This is a genomic window from Paenibacillus sp. ACRRY, assembly GCF_022346995.1.
Lineage (GTDB): Bacteria > Bacillota > Bacilli > Paenibacillales > Paenibacillaceae > Paenibacillus.
Genome location: NZ_JAKRNM010000009.1, coordinates 166,631 through 184,738, shown reverse-complemented (window position 1 = coordinate 184,738; position 18,108 = coordinate 166,631). Strand labels below are relative to the sequence as shown.

Below are 18,108 nucleotides of genomic sequence, written 5' to 3'. Positions count from 1 at the left end.
GCTGAAAACAAAAAAAGAACGCAAACCGGGTATAGACCACAGTCTGCGTGCTTCGCAAGTTAGGGTATTGCTATTCAAAGCTTTAGATAGATGATGCCTTAACGCTTGTAACAACTAATTGCTATTCTAATGAAAAAATTGTCACTTGTCCAGACTTTCTTCACTTAAATGTCGATCATCTTGCGGAAACGTAAGGATTATTCTGCTTCTCATAACCGATGGTTGTTTTAGAGCCATGACCAGGGTACACCTTCACTTCATCCGCAAAGGTATACAGCTTGTTTTGAATCGAATCAATCAAGTCCCGTTCCCGTCCACCCGTCAGATCTGTTCTCCCTACGCCCATGCGGAACAGAACGTCTCCTGCAAACAAATCATCACCACACAGCAAGCTAACGCTGCCTGGGGAATGTCCAGGTGTATGATATACCTTAAATGTATGCCCAACAAAATGGAGGGTCTGTCCTTCATCCATCGCATATTCTGCAGGATCTGTCGAAAGAGGCGGTGAAGCCTGTGGCCAGTTCAACGATCCATTCAGTTTGGGAGAGGTCAGCCAGTCATTCTCCAGATCGTGCAAATAGACTGGACAGCCCTTCAATTTGCGAATTTCGTCCACACCACCCATATGATCAAAATGAGCATGTGTCAGCAAAATCGCTTCAATTTCCAGGCCTTGAATAGCTTTGAGCAGCGGACCCGGGTTCATACCTGGATCAATGATAACGGCTTTTCCCGGATCTTCGCCTTGCAGCAGATAAGCATTCGTCTGAAGCGGACCGAGTGTAAATGTACGAATGTTAAGCATCTTGGATTAGTAACCCGAAATCAGTTCACGCAGTTCACGGATAATGACTGCATGCGACTCCGTTCCTTCCCCATAACGTTTACCGATTTCCTGACGTACCACAGCCATCTTCTCCTGATAATCAGCTGCATCACGATCCGGATTCTCGCGTTTAAATTCAACCATGACTTCCTGTACATGCTGAGGGCGTGGTCCCCATTGGCCCAGCACATGTCCGCCTGTATCGGCAAAAATAACGATAGGTACGGAACGACCGCCCATCGTAAGGAATTCATCCATCACTTCAGGATGATTTTCCATAATAAGAACTTCGGTTGGAATGCCCGAGATCTCCAGCGCATGGAATACCACAGGTATGTTGCGAACAACATCTCCACACCAGTCAGCAGCCAAAATCAAAACGCGCAGATCATCGCGGTGATTCAAGCTCTCGAAGAACTCGCGATCCTCTTCGCTTGACCATGTGAAGCTGTCATAGTTCTTTTGAAATTCGCTCTGGTTCTTGGTCATGCTCTCAATGAATTCCTTCGGAGGCAGACCCTTACCGAATTTGTGAGACAAGTTTGGTTTACCCATAACTAGACACTTCCTCTCTTTTTTCGAACATTCATCCATTTAATAAGTACATAAATAATCATAAGTGCGAGTGCAACAAGCAAAATCGGCATAATGTAAGGTGCTGCTTTTTCGTTAATATGTTCCCATTGGTCTCCGAGTACCATCCCTAAATATATAAACAATGCAGTCCAAGGTATAACAGCAAGTGTTGTCAGCAGAATGAACCTGCCTGTATGCATTTTAGATATGCCTGCAGGAATCGAGATGGCATGACGCACAACCGGAACAAAACGCGCCGTGAAAATGACACCTGTACCATACTTGCGAAACCACTCCTCGGAATGGTCGATGTGCTTTTTCTGGATCAGTATGTATTTTCCGTAACGTTCAAGCACAGGTCTGCCGCCATAACGGCCAATCCAGTAAATAAAGAGCTGGGCTATTACACCGCCCACGGTACCGAATATCATTGCACCTAAGAAATTGATATTGCCCTGTGAAACGAGAAATCCTCCATATGCCAGTACAATTTCACTGGGGATGACTTCGAGCATTAATCCCAGCATAATTCCAAAGTATCCAAGGCTCTGAATCCAGTCGAACAATTGACCGACAATGTTATGAATAACGTCCATCTCGACCCTCTTTCTTCATCCTGATTGGCGGTGCTCCGCAGCACCATGGATGTTCGTCCCTATTTTAGCACAGGGCTGCAGTTTGTTGCTACTTCCCCGAACCGGGTTAGTGTCCTGCAAGTCATCCTTCGCATATGGTATCGGGAGAGGAGCGTGAGAAGATGTCACCCAAATCAACACCCGGCACTCCCCCGGTCAAACATAGCAACCCTAGCCAGAAATTACCTTCCGCAAGAGGGATTCGCAGAGCTTGCAGCAAGGAGCTGTACCGGACTGCGAAACGGCTGAAAGTCTACATTTCTCCCGATCAGATGAAACAGGCGGAAGAACTCTATTATGGAAAGGTGATTGCCAATCTGCTCTGGATCGGTGAAAACCGGGACAATCGAAAGAAATTATGTGAGTGGTGGAACAATGACGTCAGTGCAGATATAGCTTCTCTATGGAATGTGGACATTGAACCGCTTCAGGCTGCATTTCAGCAGGCATTTGGCGGATATCGTCTGTAGAATACAGACGATTCAATGCATTTCCTACAGGAAGAAGCACGCTGAGAAACAAAGAAATGTTCCTTGAGCAGCTTCGCCATTATTCATGTTTAAGAGAAGCAGAAGCAGAAGCAGGCGGCATTAAACCCAGGTAGTTTGTTTGTCTGGTCCATCCCTAAGGAATGGCAGTCGACGCAAGAATACGTAGTTGAGTGATGTAAATGGCAGCATTGTCATCTAAGGTGAATTGGCGATCATTACGTGTCTTCGCTGCAGCCACTCTTGCATTCAACTGTTCGTAATGCTCATACATTCGTACACCTGCAGCGGCGGTCTGCCTGGCTCGGTTCGTATAACCGGCAGCCCATTCCTGACGTGATGCATGAATCATCCAGTACAAGGCAGCGGACTGAATATGGCTATCATACCGATTCAATGCAATTGCTTGTTCAAAGTACTTGCCGGCCTGCGCTCCCTGCCCTGCTTGGGCTGCAAGCTTCCCCAGTTCCTGGTAGAGCTGCGGCTCTGCCGGGGAGTGGGACAAGCTGCTCAGCAGCAGTTTCTCTGCATCATTGGCTGAAAGAGTACGCGAAAGAGAGATGGTAATCTCGGGCCGGTATGGATTCGCGTGAAATGCAGCTGTCAATTCGGCCCTATGCTGATTCATTTCTTGTGGTGCAGATCTAACCAAACGATACTCTACTTCCGCCAAGTTATTACGCCCGGCCAGCCAGACTGTTCCCCCAAGCCAAATTAGGATCGCCAGGGCAGTCAACCATGGTATTGTTCGCATTGTTCGCCGCACAGCCTGATATGAAAACTCCTTGGACAGAAGCGATGGTTGTACGGATCTTTCGTTCGTATCAGCTACTGGTACTTGTCTCTCCTGGATTACGGTATGCTCGTCCGTAATGGCTATACGCTGTTCATTTTTATATGCGTATGACCATGCTCCCAGCCAGATGAACAGCATCCATACCAATGTGAAGCTCCAGTCAAAATCCATGATCCCATGCAAAACAAAAACTAGCATGGAGGGCATCAACCATGATGCGTATTTCACGGTATTCCGAATGGTAAAAGCAAACCAGGCGCAGATGATTATTAGGCCGAGCAGGCCCGTATCAAGGGCAATATCGATCAGGCCATTGTGGACCTCGCCTCCGACATACGGCGAGGATTGGATGGCGCGGAACATGCTGCGCCATGCATCTCCCCCGTGGCCAAGCCATGCGGCCCCGGACCAGAGCTCCAGGGCGTCCCGCCACATGCGGAGGCGGGACAGCCCCGTGCCGACACCTGCCGCGAGTCGTTCGGCGGTGGAGGCCACGGCCAGCATGGCGGCGGTGGTCACCGCCAGTGCCATGGCCGTCAAGGCAGCGGTGCGTGCCCTGGCGCCGCTGTGCCACAGGCGGCACAGCAGCAGCGTGCCAAGCAGCGCAGCTGCCCATGCCCCGGCCAGTGCCAGCAGGCCGGGCACGGGTGCAGGCGCCAGCTGGGCAGCAACCAGCTGGCGGTACAGCCAGGCCGCGCTCGCCAGGGGCGCGGCCATGGCGAGCAGCAGCGGCAGGCGGTCTCCGCGCCGCTGCCAAGCGAAGGCGCTGGCGGCGAGGCCGGTCGCCAGCCAGGCGCCGCGCGACTCGCTCAGCAGGAGCGCAGCCTGCGCGGGCATAAGCGGCAGCGCTGCCGCGATAAGGCGCCAGGCCGTCACGGGACGGGCCATGGCACGCGTGACTGCAGCCAGCCGCTCCAATGCGTACATGCCGGCAACGGCGCCGTACGCATTGGGATACTGCAGCAGTCCGCCGAGCCTGGCACCGGCGGAGCTAATCTCGGGGTCAGCTGTTCGCATGACCGCGAAAGGCAGCGGCAGCACGCCGCATACCGCAAGCAGCCCGCTGAACACAAGCAGGCTGCCTGCAGCCTGCCACCCCACGGCGAACCATCTCACGCCGTGTGCACACGAAGCCAGCAGCCCTGCCAGCAAGGCAAAGATAGCCAGCAAACTCCACCGCAGCATTTCATCCATGCTGCCCTGAGTGCTTACAGAACCCAAACAGGCATGCAGGCCATAACAAATCATCATGATGATGGGCCAGATGATCCAGCCATTAAGATTCATATGCAGATCACGTGTCTTCATTTCTTCATTACTGTCAATATCACGATTTATGCGGATTTTCAGTGTTTTATTTTTCTTACTCCGCATTACACGTAACAGAAGGAGCATGATCACTCCCATGAGGAAGGTTCCCGAAAAAAACAAAATGACCCCGTACACAGCGGAAGGAAAATATAGACCCCGATACATACATGCAGCCAACAACATGATCGTACCCATCACGCCCAGTACCATCGTTAATGCCGACGCATCCATCGCAAACGTCTTCGTCTTCACTTGTTTAAGCCTGCTACTCAAGTCCAGATCTCCTGCATCTGTACCCAATACTGGCGCTGTGCCGCAAATATTCATCTTTATTTCTGACCGATTCTTATCCTGCTGATGCTCAGCCGTATGATTGCCGTTTCTCTGCTGTCGCAACTGCCCACCTCCTTTCCATCTTCTTTTATTGAACAAACATTACAAATCTCCCAAGCGCATTTCATTCTCTCTTAACACGCATGACATATAAAAAAAGACAGAAGACCCTCATAGGGTCTCTGTCTTATGTCTAGTCGTCATCATTTCCATTCAAATAAAGCACAATCGTTTATTCGTTTCCATAGCGGGACCCTCATACCAGTATGTCCATTCCTGGACATGGCAGACCTTCCGCCAACTATGGTTAGAGCTTCTCGACATTTAGCAGTGGTCACAGGAGTCTGGGCCGGTTGTCGATTTCCCGCTTGGACGATCTGCATTATGTTCCGCTACATCGCCCTCTGCTGTTACAATCGGATTGGCACCACCCGGCAGCAGATCTGCACAAGCCCGCTCCAAATACGGATCCGCATGTATGAAATCACGGAACTCTGTGTATTCCTTCCACATATCAGCCGTTTGACCTGCCTGTCCACGTACAGCACGAATCAGAATGTTTTTGGGTGTATGCTCCATATCAATGAATTCCAGCAGTTGCGTTTTGTAACCCATCAGATCCAGAAGCTTCGCACGAATGGCATCTGTAGCCAGTGCGGAAAAGCGCTCCTTCAGAATACCATGGGACAATAACGGATTCATGACCGGCGATTCGATCTGGTCAAACAATTCATGCTGACAGCACGGTACGGACAGTATGACTGAAGCGCCCCAACGAACCGCTTTCTCCAGTGCCGCATCTGTTGCCGTATCACAAGCATGCAGTGTCACGACCATATCCACTTCATTCAATTCGTCGTAGTCTGCAATATCACCAACCAGGAACTTCAGATCACCATAGTGCAGCCTGTTTGCAAGAGCGTTGCAATGTTCAATGACATCGGCTTTCAGGTCAAGACCGATGATCTTCAGCGATCTGCGCTGTTGTACCGACAAGTAGTGATACAGGGCAAAGGTCAGATAGGATTTGCCGCAGCCAAAATCAACGATGGTAAGCGGACGTCCCTCAGGCAGATGCGGAATGACATCCTGTACCATTTCAAGGAAACGATTGATCTGTCTGAACTTATCGTACTTGCGAGCCAATACCCGGCCCTCTTCATTCATAATTCCCAGTTCAACCAGGAACGAGACAGGGACTCCCTCTTCCAGCACGTATTGCTTCTTACGGTTATGCGAGAGATCCACTGACGTCTTGGATGGGGATTTGGTCAGAATGGATACTTTATATTTTTTGCTGATCAAAATTTGATAATCTGCCTCTGTCGTACAGAGGAGCCCTTGACGAAACGTCTCTTCGCACAGCAAAGTCATACGTTCTATGGCTTCAGCCGAAGTCAAATTCTCGTGCAGCACTTTGTTGTTATAATGAAATGCGAATTGATAATGCAGCTGATTCTTCAGCGTTACCGGCTTGACTTGCACTTTGGTATACGAGACATTGTCCCGTCTGCGCAGCTGGCTCCAGGTCGCTGTAATCAGCGAATTCTGCTCAAAGATGTCTTGTATAAGCTTTCGCAATGAATCCACGGGGTACATCTCACTTTCGATTTGGTTTGGTCAACCGTAACCATACCACAATTCCGGTGCCGCTCCAAGTGAAGACACCTAACAAGCCTTATTCCATTTGTGTACTGGTTTGTTCCCCGATTAGCGGGTGAGTTCAGCGAGACCTTCCTCCACTTCCTGACGTGGCAGGCCGCCCTGTTCCAGTTGCCCATCTTCAAGCTTGCTCAATCGTTCGTAAAAGGCCTTCACATCTTCTCGATAATTCACGGGATGTCCTTCACCTACCCGCAGGACGCGGTACCAGCTGTTCTCGGCCAGATCATATCGCCCATGTTGTTCTTGATACAGCGCAAGCTGTTTTTCCGTACGGGCAGGAAGTTCGTATTCTTTCGTTTGTTCCAATATCGATTGCACGCGTTCCGGTGCATCCAGCAGTTTCGGGTTGGCACCATGATTCAGGGCATACAGATAAAAGTGTAATGATTTCATTAATCGGATAAGTCCTTCATCCTCTGAATCCTGCTTCTCCTGATCATCGATGCCTTCCACTCTGGCCTTTTCTCCATAAATATAAGCTTCCTCTTCAATCAGCCGTGCGGCTTGCTGCAGATTGTCCACTTCAATGACTCCGCGAAAACGAAACATTTCAATGACATCCTCTGCAGGGAGAGAATTCAGCAAAGACAAATTCATGCCAAACTGCCTGCGAAGCAGCTCGTCCAACTCCGACAGCGCCTCCGTGTGTTTCCGCTGTTGTCTGAGTGTAAATGCTTTGCCAATCGCCTCGGTCATTTCCTCCATCATGCGGAGCAGATAGTCTTTTCTGAACATCAAATATGCCCCCTCATTCGCTCAGTCGGATCATCGTCCATTATTGCTAGTTTAATTCATGCCCTATCAAAAAGCCAAAAAAGGACCTCCTCTTGGATTCCAAGATGCAAAAAAACCCCCGTCGTCTTATACAGACGATACAGGGGTTGCCTATTGTAACGGTATATACAATGATGGACTCTGCTGAAAATAATGAATTTCGAGATTTACGCCTTAGGTAAACCATTCATAAATTGACTAATAACCTGAATCAACTGTTCGGGTGCTTCATACATGCTCATGTGGCCGGCCCCGGCAATGACCGCTTGTACAATATGCGGTTTATCGCTCGTAAACGTACGTTCCGGCGGAATCACGGAGTCTTTTTCACCTGCAACCAGCAAAACCGGTAGCGGTGTAGCCGATAAAACATCACGGCGATCCGGACGTTCACGCATAGCTAGCGCGGCTCCAACTGCACCCTGAGGTGCCGTCTGGTACCCGATTTCCTTCACACGTGATACTTTTGCCGATAACTGCTCCAGATGCTCAGGGGCAAATAATCCCGGAACCAATCCATCCACAAAGCTTACAATACCATCCGTCTGAATGGCCGATACCGCACGAAGGCGCTTTTCCTTGCCTTCTTCGCTATCCGGATATGCGGTAGAATGGATCAAACCAAAGGCTTTCAGTCGCTCCGGATGACGCTGAGCGATGGAAAGGGCGATATATCCTCCCATGGAGTGCCCGAGCAGGACTGCCTTGTCCACATTTAGCTCATCCATTAACTGGAGAACATCATTGCCCATCTGATCTATTGTGTAATTGCCCATAGGGGCATCAGTCTTACCGTGTCCACGCAGATCGGGTACGATGCAGCGATAATGACGTGCAAGCTCCGGCACAACTTCATCCCAATATGACGAACTGCCGCAGTATCCGTGAAGCAAAATAAGCGCTTCTCCCTTGCCTTGTTCGGCATAACATATCGTCGTTCCATCACATATCACTTTTTCCATATGAATCCCTCTCTCTGCGCGAATTGAATTGATTACATTCATTGTATATAACCAACTTCTTGTCGTTCAAGTTGTATATTATTAAGCTTTCATCCCATGAATGAAACGTTTATTTCATTTTTCTCGCCTCAAACGCAGCATCAGCGATCATTCGGGACATGTTCATGACGAGATGAAGCGAAGTCATCTGCAGGATGGAATAGGGTCTGGGACCGTTGACGTTTACTACAGCTGCCACACTATATTGTCCAACAGGTGGCAGCTTCCCCCCTACGGATTGAGCGGGATTCAATGCATGATGCGAAAGATAATATGTACCTGTGGCATGTTTTGGGCCCAGACAGGCATCAATTGCAACAATGGCATGATGTGCCGGGATCTCAGACATTCGTTTCTCCAGTGTATCTGCATCACAAGGAGCTGACAACGTCCCTACAACATGACCCACTCCGCGCTCCTCCAGCAGGCTTCCTGTCAAAGGCCCGAGCGCATCTCCCGAGGAACGATCGGTTCCAATACAGACAAATGTTATTTCATCAGGTGAATGTTGTTCATAAATATGTTTGAAAAATAAAACCAGGTCCTCTCCCGGCACACCTTTTGGGGTTTCACGACTCTGGTGGCGCACCATTTCACGCTTGTATGCTGCCAATCTTTTTCCCTCCTTTACACGTAAGGAAGCATTGTGAATGAGTATTGTATTTTACATTTTATCCGATACAGGGGGATTCCCGCAAAACATTGGCCTGTGCCTGTCCAATCATGATACAATGACAACAGTTTCCGATACGGAAGGGATGGACATAACGATGGATTTGACACAACCGAACGCGGCCAATATGGAATATATGATTGAAGCGATTAAAACCAAGCTGCGTATGGCCAGCGGTGCTGCCATGCAGGCTTCGGCTTTCCCCCTCGACAAATACGAAGATTTGCATGATCTGTATGAGATGGTGATGAGCAAGGAGCATCTGAGTATTTCCGAAGTGGAAGCTGTTGCTTCCGAACTGGGAAACCTGCGTAAAGCTTAGTTGTAACCCACTTCATTCATACAAATAAAAAGGGCCTGCCTCCACCAAGTGGAGAGCAGGTCCTTTTTATCTTTTTTGATACTTGATACCCTCATTTGCTTAACATGACTTGTCGTTTAAGCAAGTTAAGGCAAGTCTACCAGTACGAATTCTGCGATTTCGCTCCCTGTACTCGTAATTTGCAGATCACAGCTTTTCCGAATACGGGCAGCATCCCCTGGCTTCAGATTGAAATTACCATCTGCACAGGCGATATCCACATGACCACTGATCAGAAACAGATGTGTGCGTCTGTCTTCATGCTGTGGATACATGATTTTTTTACCAGACTCCAATTGGGTCAGATAACAGGTCACATCCTGTGAAATTGGAAGGGCGCCTTCGGCTCCCTCCCCTCCCTGCCCGGATACAACAGGGCACAGCCGGTTCAGCTGTTCCTGCGGATCAAATTGCCGATTCGTATACGACGGTTTCAGCATGCGCTGGGACGGCAGGAACCACATCTGCAGGAAACGTACCGGTTCATCCTCGGACGGATTGGTCTCGGAATGTTCCACACCGGTGCCAGCACTCATCACCTGTACCGTTCCCGGCTCAAGTACCTGTTCGGTTCCCATGCTGTCTGTATGCTTGAGCTTACCGGATATCACGTAACTCACAATTTCCAGGTCATGATGTGGATGTCGTTTAAAGCCTTCCTGCGGCATCAGCGTGTTGTCATTATGAGCCAGCAGGCAACCAAAATGGGCATTGCTTGGATCGTCATAATCTGCAAAAGAAAAGCTGAACTCACTGTGTATCCAACCTCGATCCGACGTGTGCCTTTCTTCCGATGTCACTACTTTAATCATGTTCATCCACCTCCAAGGGTTTAGAGCTGCTGCCTACATCTCGCAGCAGGTCTTGCGTGTATATGAATGCTTAGATGAATACCTGTTGGTATCTCATCTTTACCCGGGGTCCGGAGATTCTAATCACGCCCCTAGCTTATGGTTATACGCTTTCCTCAGGTGAGTGAAGCACGAATTCACAATCCGCGTATCCCACAATATTTCCGGCATCATTGCGAATTTCAGGAGGGAACACTTGAGCCAGTCGTTCGATGGTTGTCCGATTGGAATATCCAATCTGCTCCAGGATCGATTTAGCAATCCATGCCCACTCATCCTCAGATCCATCGAGCACCTTAAATGTTATCCCGAGCCTTTCCTTTTTCAATGCAAAACCGAATACCCCCTTGAAGCCGCCTTTGGCAACAATATTGCTGTCTTCAAGAAGCACCGAATCCACCCGTCCAGTTCCTCCAACCATAAGAGGTTGATCATTCATGGCAGACGTAATGGTTTCCACTGCCGAGCGTGTCGGTTCATCTTCAATTAAATCCGGACAAGCCAGCTTCAGATACGCATTCGACAGCGCCGATAAAGGCAACGAAAATACCGGAAAGCCGCAGCCATCCGTCCCGAGTTCAATTTCCTTCTGCTCAATTCCAGCCATAGAAGCCATCGTTTCCAGAATTTCAAGCTGCACCGGATGTTCCCGCTCCGCATAGCTGTCCAGATCGAAGTTTTTCATCTGACTGTAACCCAGGATGCCAAGGTGTTTTCCCGAACAATTATGCAAGATTCTTCGTTTCTCCCCTTGACTACGTAGCCACTGATTCCGGCTCTCCTCGTTCAGCGGGTAACTTGCCGCGCAAATCAAACACTCTTCTCCCAATCCAAGTTTGGCTGATAATTTCTCCAATACTTCAATATGTTCTGGCTCCGAACGATGGGAAGATGCCATGATCGCAATTTCCTGGGATGTTAACCCATAATGGGCTGCAATCCCTGCACGGATGCCTGGGATCGCCTGAAAAGGCTTGGCAGATGAGCGGGTAAATGCTCTGAAATGCGGATTCCCTGCCGAATAAACGACACCTCCATTTTCATTCGTGATGCTTATGTGTCCAAAGTGGGCGCATTCCATCACGCCTGCACGAAATTCTTTAACTAACAACGCACTCTCCATGCGAGTTCTCTCCTTTATGCTCCCAGTCTCATCTCTGCTTTGCGTCACAACGCCGCATGGGATATCTTTAAATTATAGTACAAAAGCGATGTTTTTTCAGTTTTTTCGACATGCTTTTCGGGTAAGCCTATACCAACTTGGAATGATTAACCAACTTTATATTGAAGGAGATCTCATTTATGCTGCGTGAAAGCAATTCCTCTTTATTTAGAAATTCCCCACGTATAGCCTGGCGCTCCCTTTTTGTCTGGAGTGGAGTAGGTGTTCTGTTCAGTTCTGCTCTAGTCATTATTTTGGCCATATTAGGTGCCTGGCTGGGGACTCATTTTATTATTCAATTGGACGATCGGATTCAACACTGGTTTTATCTCCATTCTGAATCTCGTCTTGCACTTCTGCCTGTCATTTCCTTCATTACTGCCATTGGTTCTTTCAAGATCTCGGCATTAGCCGCAGTCTGTGCAGCGGCCCTCTTCTTTATACAGCGCAATTCACGATACTCCATCTATGGCTATGTCATTCTGGGCAGCTTTGCAGTCATGTGGCTGCTTAACACAGGGCTCAAGGAAATTTTTCGTCGAAGCCGGCCTGAACTCGAACATTTAATAGCGGTTCATGGATATAGCTTCCCCAGCGGTCACGCCATGATTTCGATGGGATTTTACGGCATGTTTTTTGTCATCTGGGCCATTGAACGACAGACGCGGTCTGCCTCCATTATGCTGCCTATTGTGTGCGGTATAGGGTTTATCGGTCTCATCGGAATCAGCCGGATTATGATAGGTGTGCACTATCCTACCGATGTATTTGCCGGATTCGTTGCCGGACTTGCCTGGCTTGTGTGCATGATGGGTGCAATCAAACGAATGATCTGAATTTTCCTCCAAATTCCAGGATGCCCATATCTGCTTCAGTTGTTTCAGCTTGATGCACGACGTTTATATACGAAGTAAGCAAACGCGAACAGACAACATCCTGCATCAAGTGTAAAGGAGGCGGTTGTTATGTGGGGCATTATTCTCAGCATCATCTTGGCAGTTATCATCGGCCTCATTGGAGATGCACTTGCCGGTCACAATATGCCTGGGGGCATCATTGGAGCCATGGTTGCCGGTTTTGTAGGTGCCTGGCTGGGTGCACTGTTACTTGGTAACTGGGGACCCGTTGTCGGCAACTTCGCCGTGATCCCTGCCATTATTGGTACAGCGCTCTTTGTCTTTTTGCTGGGGCTTGTGTCCAGGCTGTTCAGACAGGCTGCCTGATCGGTCAACAAGGTGTTCGTTGTTTCGTAAACGTTTTTTAATTTGAAGAAGGAGTGATTAGACATGAATAAAGCAGAAGATCAATATCCTGTACAAAGCGGTTCGACTTTCGCAAAAGGCATTTTCATCGGTGGCTTGCTGGGAGCAGCAGCAGCATTGCTCTTCGCACCTAAACCAGGACGCGAACTTCGCGGCGATCTTTCCGAGAAGGTTGGCATGGTTACCGACCGCACCAAGGAAGTTGCAGCCGTTGTCAGTGACAAGGCTACCGAACTGGCTAAAACTGTTTCTACCAAAACGTCCGATATCGCAAAAACGGTGAATCAAGGCCGTAACGACGTCATGGATTCAGTAAGAAAAGCTTCCGCGGATGTGGCGGATGAAGCTTCCAAAGCGACCAGCGAAGTTGCTTCCGCTTCCGAGGAAGCAAAGGAAGATGCACGAAAAGAGCTGAATTCGACCAGCCTGTAAGGGCTTGAGCGAATGGTCAATAGCCAGCTGAGTTTCAGCTGGCTATTTTTCATCCATTGTAATAGGAGGAGGACTCACATGAGCAAAGTCACAATAAACGGAAATACCCCCGTTACTGGAAGCAAACCATCGCAGCAGTATGATACGGCAGAGCATCCTTTTGAATTGCGCCATGAAGTCAAAAAGCTGAACACACGTCTGGATCAGCTTGCGGACAGTTTGGAAAAGGCACAGATCAAGGATATTATCGAGAATTACACCAGCCCCAAAAAACGGATTATCACCAATTTCACTGCTGGTATGGCGAGAGGACTTGGACTTACCCTCGGAACCTTTGTTGTACTTGGTCTCTTAGGTCTTATACTCAGTCAATTTGTAAACATGCCGATTGTGGGACAGTACATTGCAGATCTGCTTGGATATATCGAAGATTACAAGAGCTAGATTAAAGAGCAATCATCCCTTCCGCACGGAATTCCCCCGTTTCCCGGGGTCATCAGCCGGTCGCTGCGTGGGCTTCAACTTTAACAGATCTCCCGTCCACCCTTTCATCATCATCCATACATACATGCTAGCCATGCTGGCGAGGATGAGTCCGATGACCAATACAACTCCCCATGTCTTGTCAATCAAGGGCAGGTTCTCGAAGTTCATTCCCCAGATTGCACCGGCAGCCGTTGCGGGCGTACATACCGAAGTGACGATGGTCAGTGTCTTCATAATCTCGTTACCACGAACACCGGAAGTCGCATTATCTATGGAAATGAGTGTATCGATTTCTTTTTCATAATGCTGAAAGAGACGTTCCATTCGCTCGATCCGGTACTGCAGCTGCTTGAAGAAACGACTGTCCTCAATATCATCCAGATAGGCCTCACGTGCTGCCGCCATTAATTCAGAATAAGGGATAAACAGATTGCTCCAATACAAAAGCTCAAATCGCGCTTCAAGAATTTGGTCCATCAATGTTCGAGCATTACGCGATTCCATCTTCCGTTCAAGTTCACGCAAATGCATTTCGAACTGATCCATGCCCACATGATAGTAGTGCAATATGGCCCGAAACAGAACAAACATCCCATCACGAGCTGTGTTACACTGCTGCAGCATGGCAGAGCGTTCTCCCGTATTCATGATCCCTCTGGTGTTATCATCCAAATTAATCGTTACCAAACTTTTTTGGTCGACGTAGAAAAACATCTGATTGTCTTTGCGTGTACTATCTTTCTCATTTTTGACTGCATATAGAAGTGAACCAAATATAACCGGATCTGTCCCGTTCAAGTATCGTACAGACAGATAATTGGACTGCACCTCTGGGATCTTACGAAGGAAGTATTGCATCTCTGGAAACTCCTCAATAAGCCCCTCTATTACTTGGGCCATCTCCCCGTCTTCTGGTGCCACCCAGTCCCACCAATTCCACTGCTCCGAAAATGTTAACTTGTCGCGCCTGGCTGCCAGCTTGACCCGATCCACCGTCACAACATCACTCCTGGATTCATAATAAACAACACATTCAAAACAAATTTCAAAAAAGGACACGTATGTATTCCAGTGGAATAACGTGTCCTTCTTATGCCGTACTTAACAACATCAGGGGTTCACATCTCATAGCATTGAAGCATTTGACATGATCTGTTTCAATTTTTCAGTAGCTCTCTTCTGAATTCGGGAAACACTCATTTGGGATACTCCCAATTTTTGAGCTATTGCCCGTTGAGACTGACCATCCTGGAAGGCCAAAATCAGCACCTTCTGCTCCTGTTCCTTCAACTGTCCCAATGCCTGCTGCAAGTCCATCCGCTTCTCCACCGAATCAAAGTCGTTTACGTCTGCACTGATCAATTCACCAAGCGTTGCCGCACTTTCATCCTGAGATAATGGAGAATCCAGTGAGACGTAGTGATAACATTCCCGACCAGCTAACACTTCGATGGTTTCCTCTGGGGTCAGGTCAAGGTATTCAGCAATCTCATCCACGCTAGGTGAGCGTTCAAACTTCACCGTCAATTCATCAATGGCATGCTGAACAAGTGCTCCTTTTTCCTTGATTCGTCGCGGCACCTGAATATACCAGGATTTGTCCCGAAGGTAGTTCTTCATATGACCGATCATGCTCTTCATAGCATAAGGTTCAAACGGGATGCCCAGATTAATATCGTACTGCTGTAGAAGCCGTATCAGAGCCATTTGGCCAGTCTGGTACAAATCTTCGTACAGATCCGGACGATTCCGGGCAATCTTACCTGCCGCCATCTTCACCATCGGTTCATATTTGCGGATAAGAACTGTTGCAATTTCATTATCCTTGGTCTGCTGGTATTCCCAGATCAAACCTACGGATTCAGACATGGACTCTGGGGGAGTCACTTTTTCGTTCATACTTTCTCCTCACTTCTTGCAAGACGTTTTACGAGTACGACTTTCGTACCTTTGCCCGTCTCACTTTCCACACTGACGTCATCCATCAGGGCTTGCATCAGATAGAATCCGAGTCCACCAATTTGGGCATCCGTCAGCTCAGTGTCATGAAGGCCTGCGCGGGATACTGCCGGGTTGACGTTTTCGAAGCTCGCACCTTCGTCCTTGACTGTAATAGCCAGTGTTTCGCTGTCCACTTCAAAAACAACCTCAACCATGCCGCCTTCGTGTGAGTAGGCATACAACACAGAGTTGTTACAAGCCTCAGATACGGCTACTTTCATGTCCTCGATGTCCTCATAAGAAAATCCCATTTTGGACGCTACACCATAAAGATTCAGTCTTACAATATCCACGTAATCAGCTGTCGCCGGTAAGTTTAGGGTGACTCTTTGAACTTCTGCATTCATTCCTTTTTCGATCCTTTCCTATTGGGAATTCTTCTGTGAGACAAAGAATTTGGCAATACCCGTCATATCAAAAAGCTTCTGAATCTGCGCAGGAACTTCTTGTACTTCAAAACGAGCTTCCATTCCATGCCGTGCTTTCAGAACAGATAACAGGATTCCAATCCCTGTGCTATCGATATACTTCAGGTCTTTCATATTGATAATCAAATCTTGTTCCTTGTTGTCCACAAGCGGCTCCATGACCAAACGAAATTCAGGAGCTACCGACAAATCCAGTTCGCCGGTAAGATATACCGTGCACACGCCGTTTTGTGTTTCGGTCTTTGCATTGAATTTTTCATTTTTATTTGTATTCATTAGACATCTCTCTCCTGATCAATGGTTTCCTTACCTAATAACCCAACTTGAGCCCAGATGAAACAAAATCATAATTAGCAATTATTTCAATTGGCTCGATTCATGGCTGACGAGGCTGATTTGAAGCTCTGGCGCTCTTCCTGAAATCGCGACAATTTTTGCTTCACACTGCCCATCTTAACGGGTTTACTGATGTAATCATCCATTCCGACAGCAAGGCAGCGCTGCTGGATGCCCTCCATTACATTGGCGGTCATGGCCAGTACAACAGGCTGCTTTTCCTTCGGAAGACTTTCCCGAATTTTACGTGTACATTCCAATCCGTCCATAACCGGCATTTGCAAATCCATAAATATATAATCATAGCCAGGGTTCTCTAGAACCATATCCAGCGCTTTCTGTCCATCTTCTGCGGTATCCGAAGTGAAGCCCAGCTTGCTCAGCATAATTGCCATCAACTTTTGGTTAATGGGGTGATCATCGACAATCAATACGGAAGGCTGCATTTCATAACGTTCCATATTCTCCGGTTGTTCTTCTCCATTACCGATAATCAGTTCCGTCTCCACATAGCGTTGAACCTGAATAGTGAAGACAAAGGTAGCACCACGCTTCTCACTCGTATCCAGATGAATGCTTCCGCCCATCATTTCCACTAACGTCCGGCAAATGGCAAGTCCCAAGCCAGTTCCACCGTACTTGCGTGTCATCGATGTATCCAACTGAGAAAATGGCTGGAACAGGCGATCCACTTTGTCTGAGGATATCCCAATACCAGTATCCTTTACTGCAAATTCCAAGGTCATTCTACCGTCTTTTTCTTCGTTAACAGATACGATCAGATAGACTCCGCCCTGGTCCGTAAACTTGATTGCATTGGCAATCAAATTCATCAGGACCTGACGCAGTCTAGCCATATCGCCGTACACCAAGGCAGGGACAGAATCCTCGAGGAAGTAGTCCAGCTCCAGATTCTTTTTACCTGCTTCCACAGCAAACAGGCCGAGTACCTCTCTAATACATGTAACGAGATCAAACGGATGCTCCTCCAGCTCCATTTTCCCGGATTCCATTTTGGTAAAATCAAGAATATCATTAATAACCGTGACAAGTGCATCCGCACTCTTTCTCACGATATCGATATATTCCTTCTGGTCATCCTTCAATTCTGTCTCCATCAGCAAATCAACCATCCCGATAACACCATTCATCGGTGTACGGATCTCATGACTCATCATCGCCAGAAACTCGGTTTTGGCATTGGCTGCGATTTCCGCTTCCTCTTTCGCCTGAATCAGCTGCTGATTCATTTTTTCGAGTTCCTGCGTTTTCTGATGAAGCAGCATGGTTTGGGTTTTAAGCCGTTTGTTCGTAATGAACATTTCGACAAAACCCTCTATTTTGGATTTTAGAATCTGAGGGATAAACGGCTTCACCATATAATCGATGGCACCTGCCGAATATCCCGCAAATAAATGTTCTGCTTCCCTGCTGTTGGCAGAGATAAAGATAATGGGTACATCCTTTGACTTATCACGCGCTTTAATTAACTTCGCTGTCTCAATTCCGTCCATTCCAGGCATCTGCACATCAAGCACAATGACCGCAAATTCGTCTTTAAGCAAGCATCGAAGTGCCTCTTCTCCAGAAGTTGCCTTGACGAGTTTATACTGTTCCGATTCCAAAACTGCTTCTAGAGCAAGCAGATTCTCGGGGCGGTCATCTACCAATAATATGTGGATTGGTTCATTGAGCCCCATGGCTAACC

At 48.0% G+C, this 18,108-nt stretch carries 21 protein-coding genes; 6 read left to right on the top strand and 15 right to left on the bottom strand.

Annotated features, from left to right (window positions below; all coding sequences use genetic code 11):
* Positions 1-175 precede the first annotated feature (175 nt).
* The 3 genes from MH144_RS24580 to uptA are packed head-to-tail and all read right to left on the bottom strand — an operon-like array spanning position 176 to position 2,001.
* On the bottom strand, positions 176-808 hold the full coding sequence (locus MH144_RS24580; protein ID WP_239304950.1) for an MBL fold metallo-hydrolase: 633 nt from the start codon (positions 806-808) through the stop codon (positions 176-178).
* A 6-nt stretch (positions 809-814) separates the two neighbouring features.
* On the bottom strand, positions 815-1,384 hold the full coding sequence (locus MH144_RS24575; protein WP_239304949.1) for a thioredoxin family protein: 570 nt from the start codon (positions 1,382-1,384) through the stop codon (positions 815-817).
* 2 nt (positions 1,385-1,386) lie between these two features.
* On the bottom strand, positions 1,387-2,001 hold the full coding sequence (gene uptA, locus MH144_RS24570) for an undecaprenyl phosphate transporter UptA (protein ID WP_239304948.1): 615 nt from the start codon (positions 1,999-2,001) through the stop codon (positions 1,387-1,389).
* 161 nt (positions 2,002-2,162) lie between these two features.
* Here uptA and MH144_RS24565 point away from each other — a divergent pair, with 161 nt between their 5' ends.
* Complete coding sequence (locus MH144_RS24565) at positions 2,163-2,510, top strand: dehydrogenase (protein ID WP_095292492.1); 348 nt, start codon at positions 2,163-2,165, stop codon at positions 2,508-2,510.
* A 154-nt stretch (positions 2,511-2,664) separates the two neighbouring features.
* On the opposite strand, the gene MH144_RS24560 is transcribed toward MH144_RS24565, so the two are convergent.
* The 5 genes from MH144_RS24560 to yyaC form a co-directional block, all read right to left on the bottom strand.
* The gene (locus MH144_RS24560) at positions 2,665-5,031 is read right to left on the bottom strand and encodes an O-antigen ligase family protein (protein ID WP_239304947.1); all 2,367 of its coding nucleotides are present in this window, start codon (positions 5,029-5,031) and stop codon (positions 2,665-2,667) included.
* Positions 5,032-5,292: 261 nt separating this feature from the next.
* Entirely contained in the window at positions 5,293-6,567 is a 1,275-nt protein-coding gene (locus tag MH144_RS24555) for a class I SAM-dependent methyltransferase (protein WP_239304946.1), read from the bottom strand.
* A 111-nt stretch (positions 6,568-6,678) separates the two neighbouring features.
* The gene (locus MH144_RS24550) at positions 6,679-7,368 is read right to left on the bottom strand and encodes a DUF6483 family protein (protein WP_239304945.1); all 690 of its coding nucleotides are present in this window, start codon (positions 7,366-7,368) and stop codon (positions 6,679-6,681) included.
* 206 nt (positions 7,369-7,574) lie between these two features.
* On the bottom strand, positions 7,575-8,369 hold the full coding sequence (locus MH144_RS24545) for an alpha/beta fold hydrolase (RefSeq protein ID WP_239304944.1): 795 nt from the start codon (positions 8,367-8,369) through the stop codon (positions 7,575-7,577).
* Between the two features lie 109 nt (positions 8,370-8,478).
* Positions 8,479-9,021 carry a spore protease YyaC gene (gene yyaC / locus MH144_RS24540; RefSeq protein ID WP_239304943.1) on the bottom strand — a complete coding sequence of 181 codons (543 nt, stop codon included), beginning with the start codon at positions 9,019-9,021 and terminating at the stop codon, positions 8,479-8,481.
* A gap of 157 nt (positions 9,022-9,178) precedes the next feature.
* Between yyaC and MH144_RS24535 the strand changes: the two genes are divergently transcribed.
* Positions 9,179-9,403 carry a DUF1128 domain-containing protein gene (locus MH144_RS24535; RefSeq protein WP_095292560.1) on the top strand — a complete coding sequence of 75 codons (225 nt, stop codon included), beginning with the start codon at positions 9,179-9,181 and terminating at the stop codon, positions 9,401-9,403.
* A gap of 125 nt (positions 9,404-9,528) precedes the next feature.
* On the opposite strand, the gene MH144_RS24530 is transcribed toward MH144_RS24535, so the two are convergent.
* On the bottom strand, positions 9,529-10,254 hold the full coding sequence (locus tag MH144_RS24530) for a pirin family protein (protein ID WP_239304942.1): 726 nt from the start codon (positions 10,252-10,254) through the stop codon (positions 9,529-9,531).
* A gap of 142 nt (positions 10,255-10,396) precedes the next feature.
* A complete protein-coding gene (locus tag MH144_RS24525) occupies positions 10,397-11,416 on the bottom strand; it encodes an asparaginase (RefSeq protein ID WP_239304941.1) in 1,020 nt (339 codons plus the stop codon).
* Positions 11,417-11,595: 179 nt separating this feature from the next.
* Here MH144_RS24525 and MH144_RS24520 point away from each other — a divergent pair, with 179 nt between their 5' ends.
* From MH144_RS24520 to MH144_RS24505, 4 genes are all read left to right on the top strand, one after another.
* The gene (locus MH144_RS24520) at positions 11,596-12,291 is read left to right on the top strand and encodes a phosphatase PAP2 family protein (protein WP_239304940.1); all 696 of its coding nucleotides are present in this window, start codon (positions 11,596-11,598) and stop codon (positions 12,289-12,291) included.
* Positions 12,292-12,420: 129 nt separating this feature from the next.
* Complete coding sequence (locus MH144_RS24515) at positions 12,421-12,678, top strand: GlsB/YeaQ/YmgE family stress response membrane protein (RefSeq protein WP_239304939.1); 258 nt, start codon at positions 12,421-12,423, stop codon at positions 12,676-12,678.
* 63 nt (positions 12,679-12,741) lie between these two features.
* Positions 12,742-13,149 (top strand): YtxH domain-containing protein, encoded by a 408-nt coding sequence (locus MH144_RS24510; RefSeq protein WP_239304938.1) that lies wholly within the window; start codon positions 12,742-12,744, stop codon positions 13,147-13,149.
* A 78-nt stretch (positions 13,150-13,227) separates the two neighbouring features.
* Complete coding sequence (locus tag MH144_RS24505; protein ID WP_239304937.1) at positions 13,228-13,593, top strand: DUF5665 domain-containing protein; 366 nt, start codon at positions 13,228-13,230, stop codon at positions 13,591-13,593.
* Positions 13,594-13,605: 12 nt separating this feature from the next.
* On the opposite strand, the gene MH144_RS24500 is transcribed toward MH144_RS24505, so the two are convergent.
* The 5 genes from MH144_RS24500 to MH144_RS24480 all read right to left on the bottom strand — a co-directional run bounded on the left by MH144_RS24500 (position 13,606) and on the right by MH144_RS24480 (position 18,100).
* Entirely contained in the window at positions 13,606-14,634 is a 1,029-nt protein-coding gene (locus MH144_RS24500) for a magnesium transporter CorA family protein (protein ID WP_239304936.1), read from the bottom strand.
* A gap of 126 nt (positions 14,635-14,760) precedes the next feature.
* Positions 14,761-15,534, bottom strand: a complete 774-nt coding sequence (locus MH144_RS24495; protein ID WP_095292462.1) for a sigma-70 family RNA polymerase sigma factor — start codon at positions 15,532-15,534, stop codon at positions 14,761-14,763.
* Positions 15,531-15,983 carry an anti-sigma B factor RsbW gene (gene rsbW / locus MH144_RS24490; RefSeq protein ID WP_095292459.1) on the bottom strand — a complete coding sequence of 151 codons (453 nt, stop codon included), beginning with the start codon at positions 15,981-15,983 and terminating at the stop codon, positions 15,531-15,533. The genes MH144_RS24495 and rsbW overlap by 4 nt, the downstream gene beginning before the upstream one ends.
* 18 nt (positions 15,984-16,001) lie before the next feature.
* Positions 16,002-16,340, bottom strand: coding sequence for an STAS domain-containing protein (locus MH144_RS24485; RefSeq protein WP_095361785.1), 339 nt, complete (start codon positions 16,338-16,340; stop codon positions 16,002-16,004).
* 86 nt (positions 16,341-16,426) lie between these two features.
* A complete protein-coding gene (locus MH144_RS24480) occupies positions 16,427-18,100 on the bottom strand; it encodes a response regulator (protein WP_239304935.1) in 1,674 nt (557 codons plus the stop codon).
* Positions 18,101-18,108 lie beyond the last annotated feature (8 nt).

What these genes read in the sequence shown, in the direction of transcription:
- MH144_RS24580 (WP_239304950.1), bottom strand. Translation starts at nt 808, where the DNA reads ATGCTTAACATTCGTACATTTACACTCGGTCCGCTTCAGACGAATGCT.
- MH144_RS24480 (WP_239304935.1), bottom strand. Translation starts at nt 18,100, where the DNA reads ATGGGGCTCAATGAACCAATCCACATATTATTGGTAGATGACCGCCCC.
- MH144_RS24485 (WP_095361785.1), bottom strand. Translation starts at nt 16,340, where the DNA reads ATGAATACAAATAAAAATGAAAAATTCAATGCAAAGACCGAAACACAA.
- MH144_RS24530 (WP_239304942.1), bottom strand. Translation starts at nt 10,254, where the DNA reads ATGATTAAAGTAGTGACATCGGAAGAAAGGCACACGTCGGATCGAGGT.
- MH144_RS24545 (WP_239304944.1), bottom strand. Translation starts at nt 8,369, where the DNA reads ATGGAAAAAGTGATATGTGATGGAACGACGATATGTTATGCCGAACAA.
- MH144_RS24505 (WP_239304937.1), top strand. Translation starts at nt 13,228, where the DNA reads ATGAGCAAAGTCACAATAAACGGAAATACCCCCGTTACTGGAAGCAAA.
- rsbW (WP_095292459.1), bottom strand. Translation starts at nt 15,983, where the DNA reads ATGAATGCAGAAGTTCAAAGAGTCACCCTAAACTTACCGGCGACAGCT.
- MH144_RS24525 (WP_239304941.1), bottom strand. Translation starts at nt 11,416, where the DNA reads ATGGAGAGTGCGTTGTTAGTTAAAGAATTTCGTGCAGGCGTGATGGAA.
- MH144_RS24495 (WP_095292462.1), bottom strand. Translation starts at nt 15,534, where the DNA reads ATGAACGAAAAAGTGACTCCCCCAGAGTCCATGTCTGAATCCGTAGGT.
- MH144_RS24520 (WP_239304940.1), top strand. Translation starts at nt 11,596, where the DNA reads ATGCTGCGTGAAAGCAATTCCTCTTTATTTAGAAATTCCCCACGTATA.
- MH144_RS24535 (WP_095292560.1), top strand. Translation starts at nt 9,179, where the DNA reads ATGGATTTGACACAACCGAACGCGGCCAATATGGAATATATGATTGAA.
- MH144_RS24575 (WP_239304949.1), bottom strand. Translation starts at nt 1,384, where the DNA reads ATGGGTAAACCAAACTTGTCTCACAAATTCGGTAAGGGTCTGCCTCCG.
- MH144_RS24515 (WP_239304939.1), top strand. Translation starts at nt 12,421, where the DNA reads ATGTGGGGCATTATTCTCAGCATCATCTTGGCAGTTATCATCGGCCTC.
- MH144_RS24510 (WP_239304938.1), top strand. Translation starts at nt 12,742, where the DNA reads ATGAATAAAGCAGAAGATCAATATCCTGTACAAAGCGGTTCGACTTTC.
- MH144_RS24555 (WP_239304946.1), bottom strand. Translation starts at nt 6,567, where the DNA reads ATGTACCCCGTGGATTCATTGCGAAAGCTTATACAAGACATCTTTGAG.
- uptA (WP_239304948.1), bottom strand. Translation starts at nt 2,001, where the DNA reads ATGGACGTTATTCATAACATTGTCGGTCAATTGTTCGACTGGATTCAG.
- MH144_RS24565 (WP_095292492.1), top strand. Translation starts at nt 2,163, where the DNA reads ATGTCACCCAAATCAACACCCGGCACTCCCCCGGTCAAACATAGCAAC.
- MH144_RS24550 (WP_239304945.1), bottom strand. Translation starts at nt 7,368, where the DNA reads ATGTTCAGAAAAGACTATCTGCTCCGCATGATGGAGGAAATGACCGAG.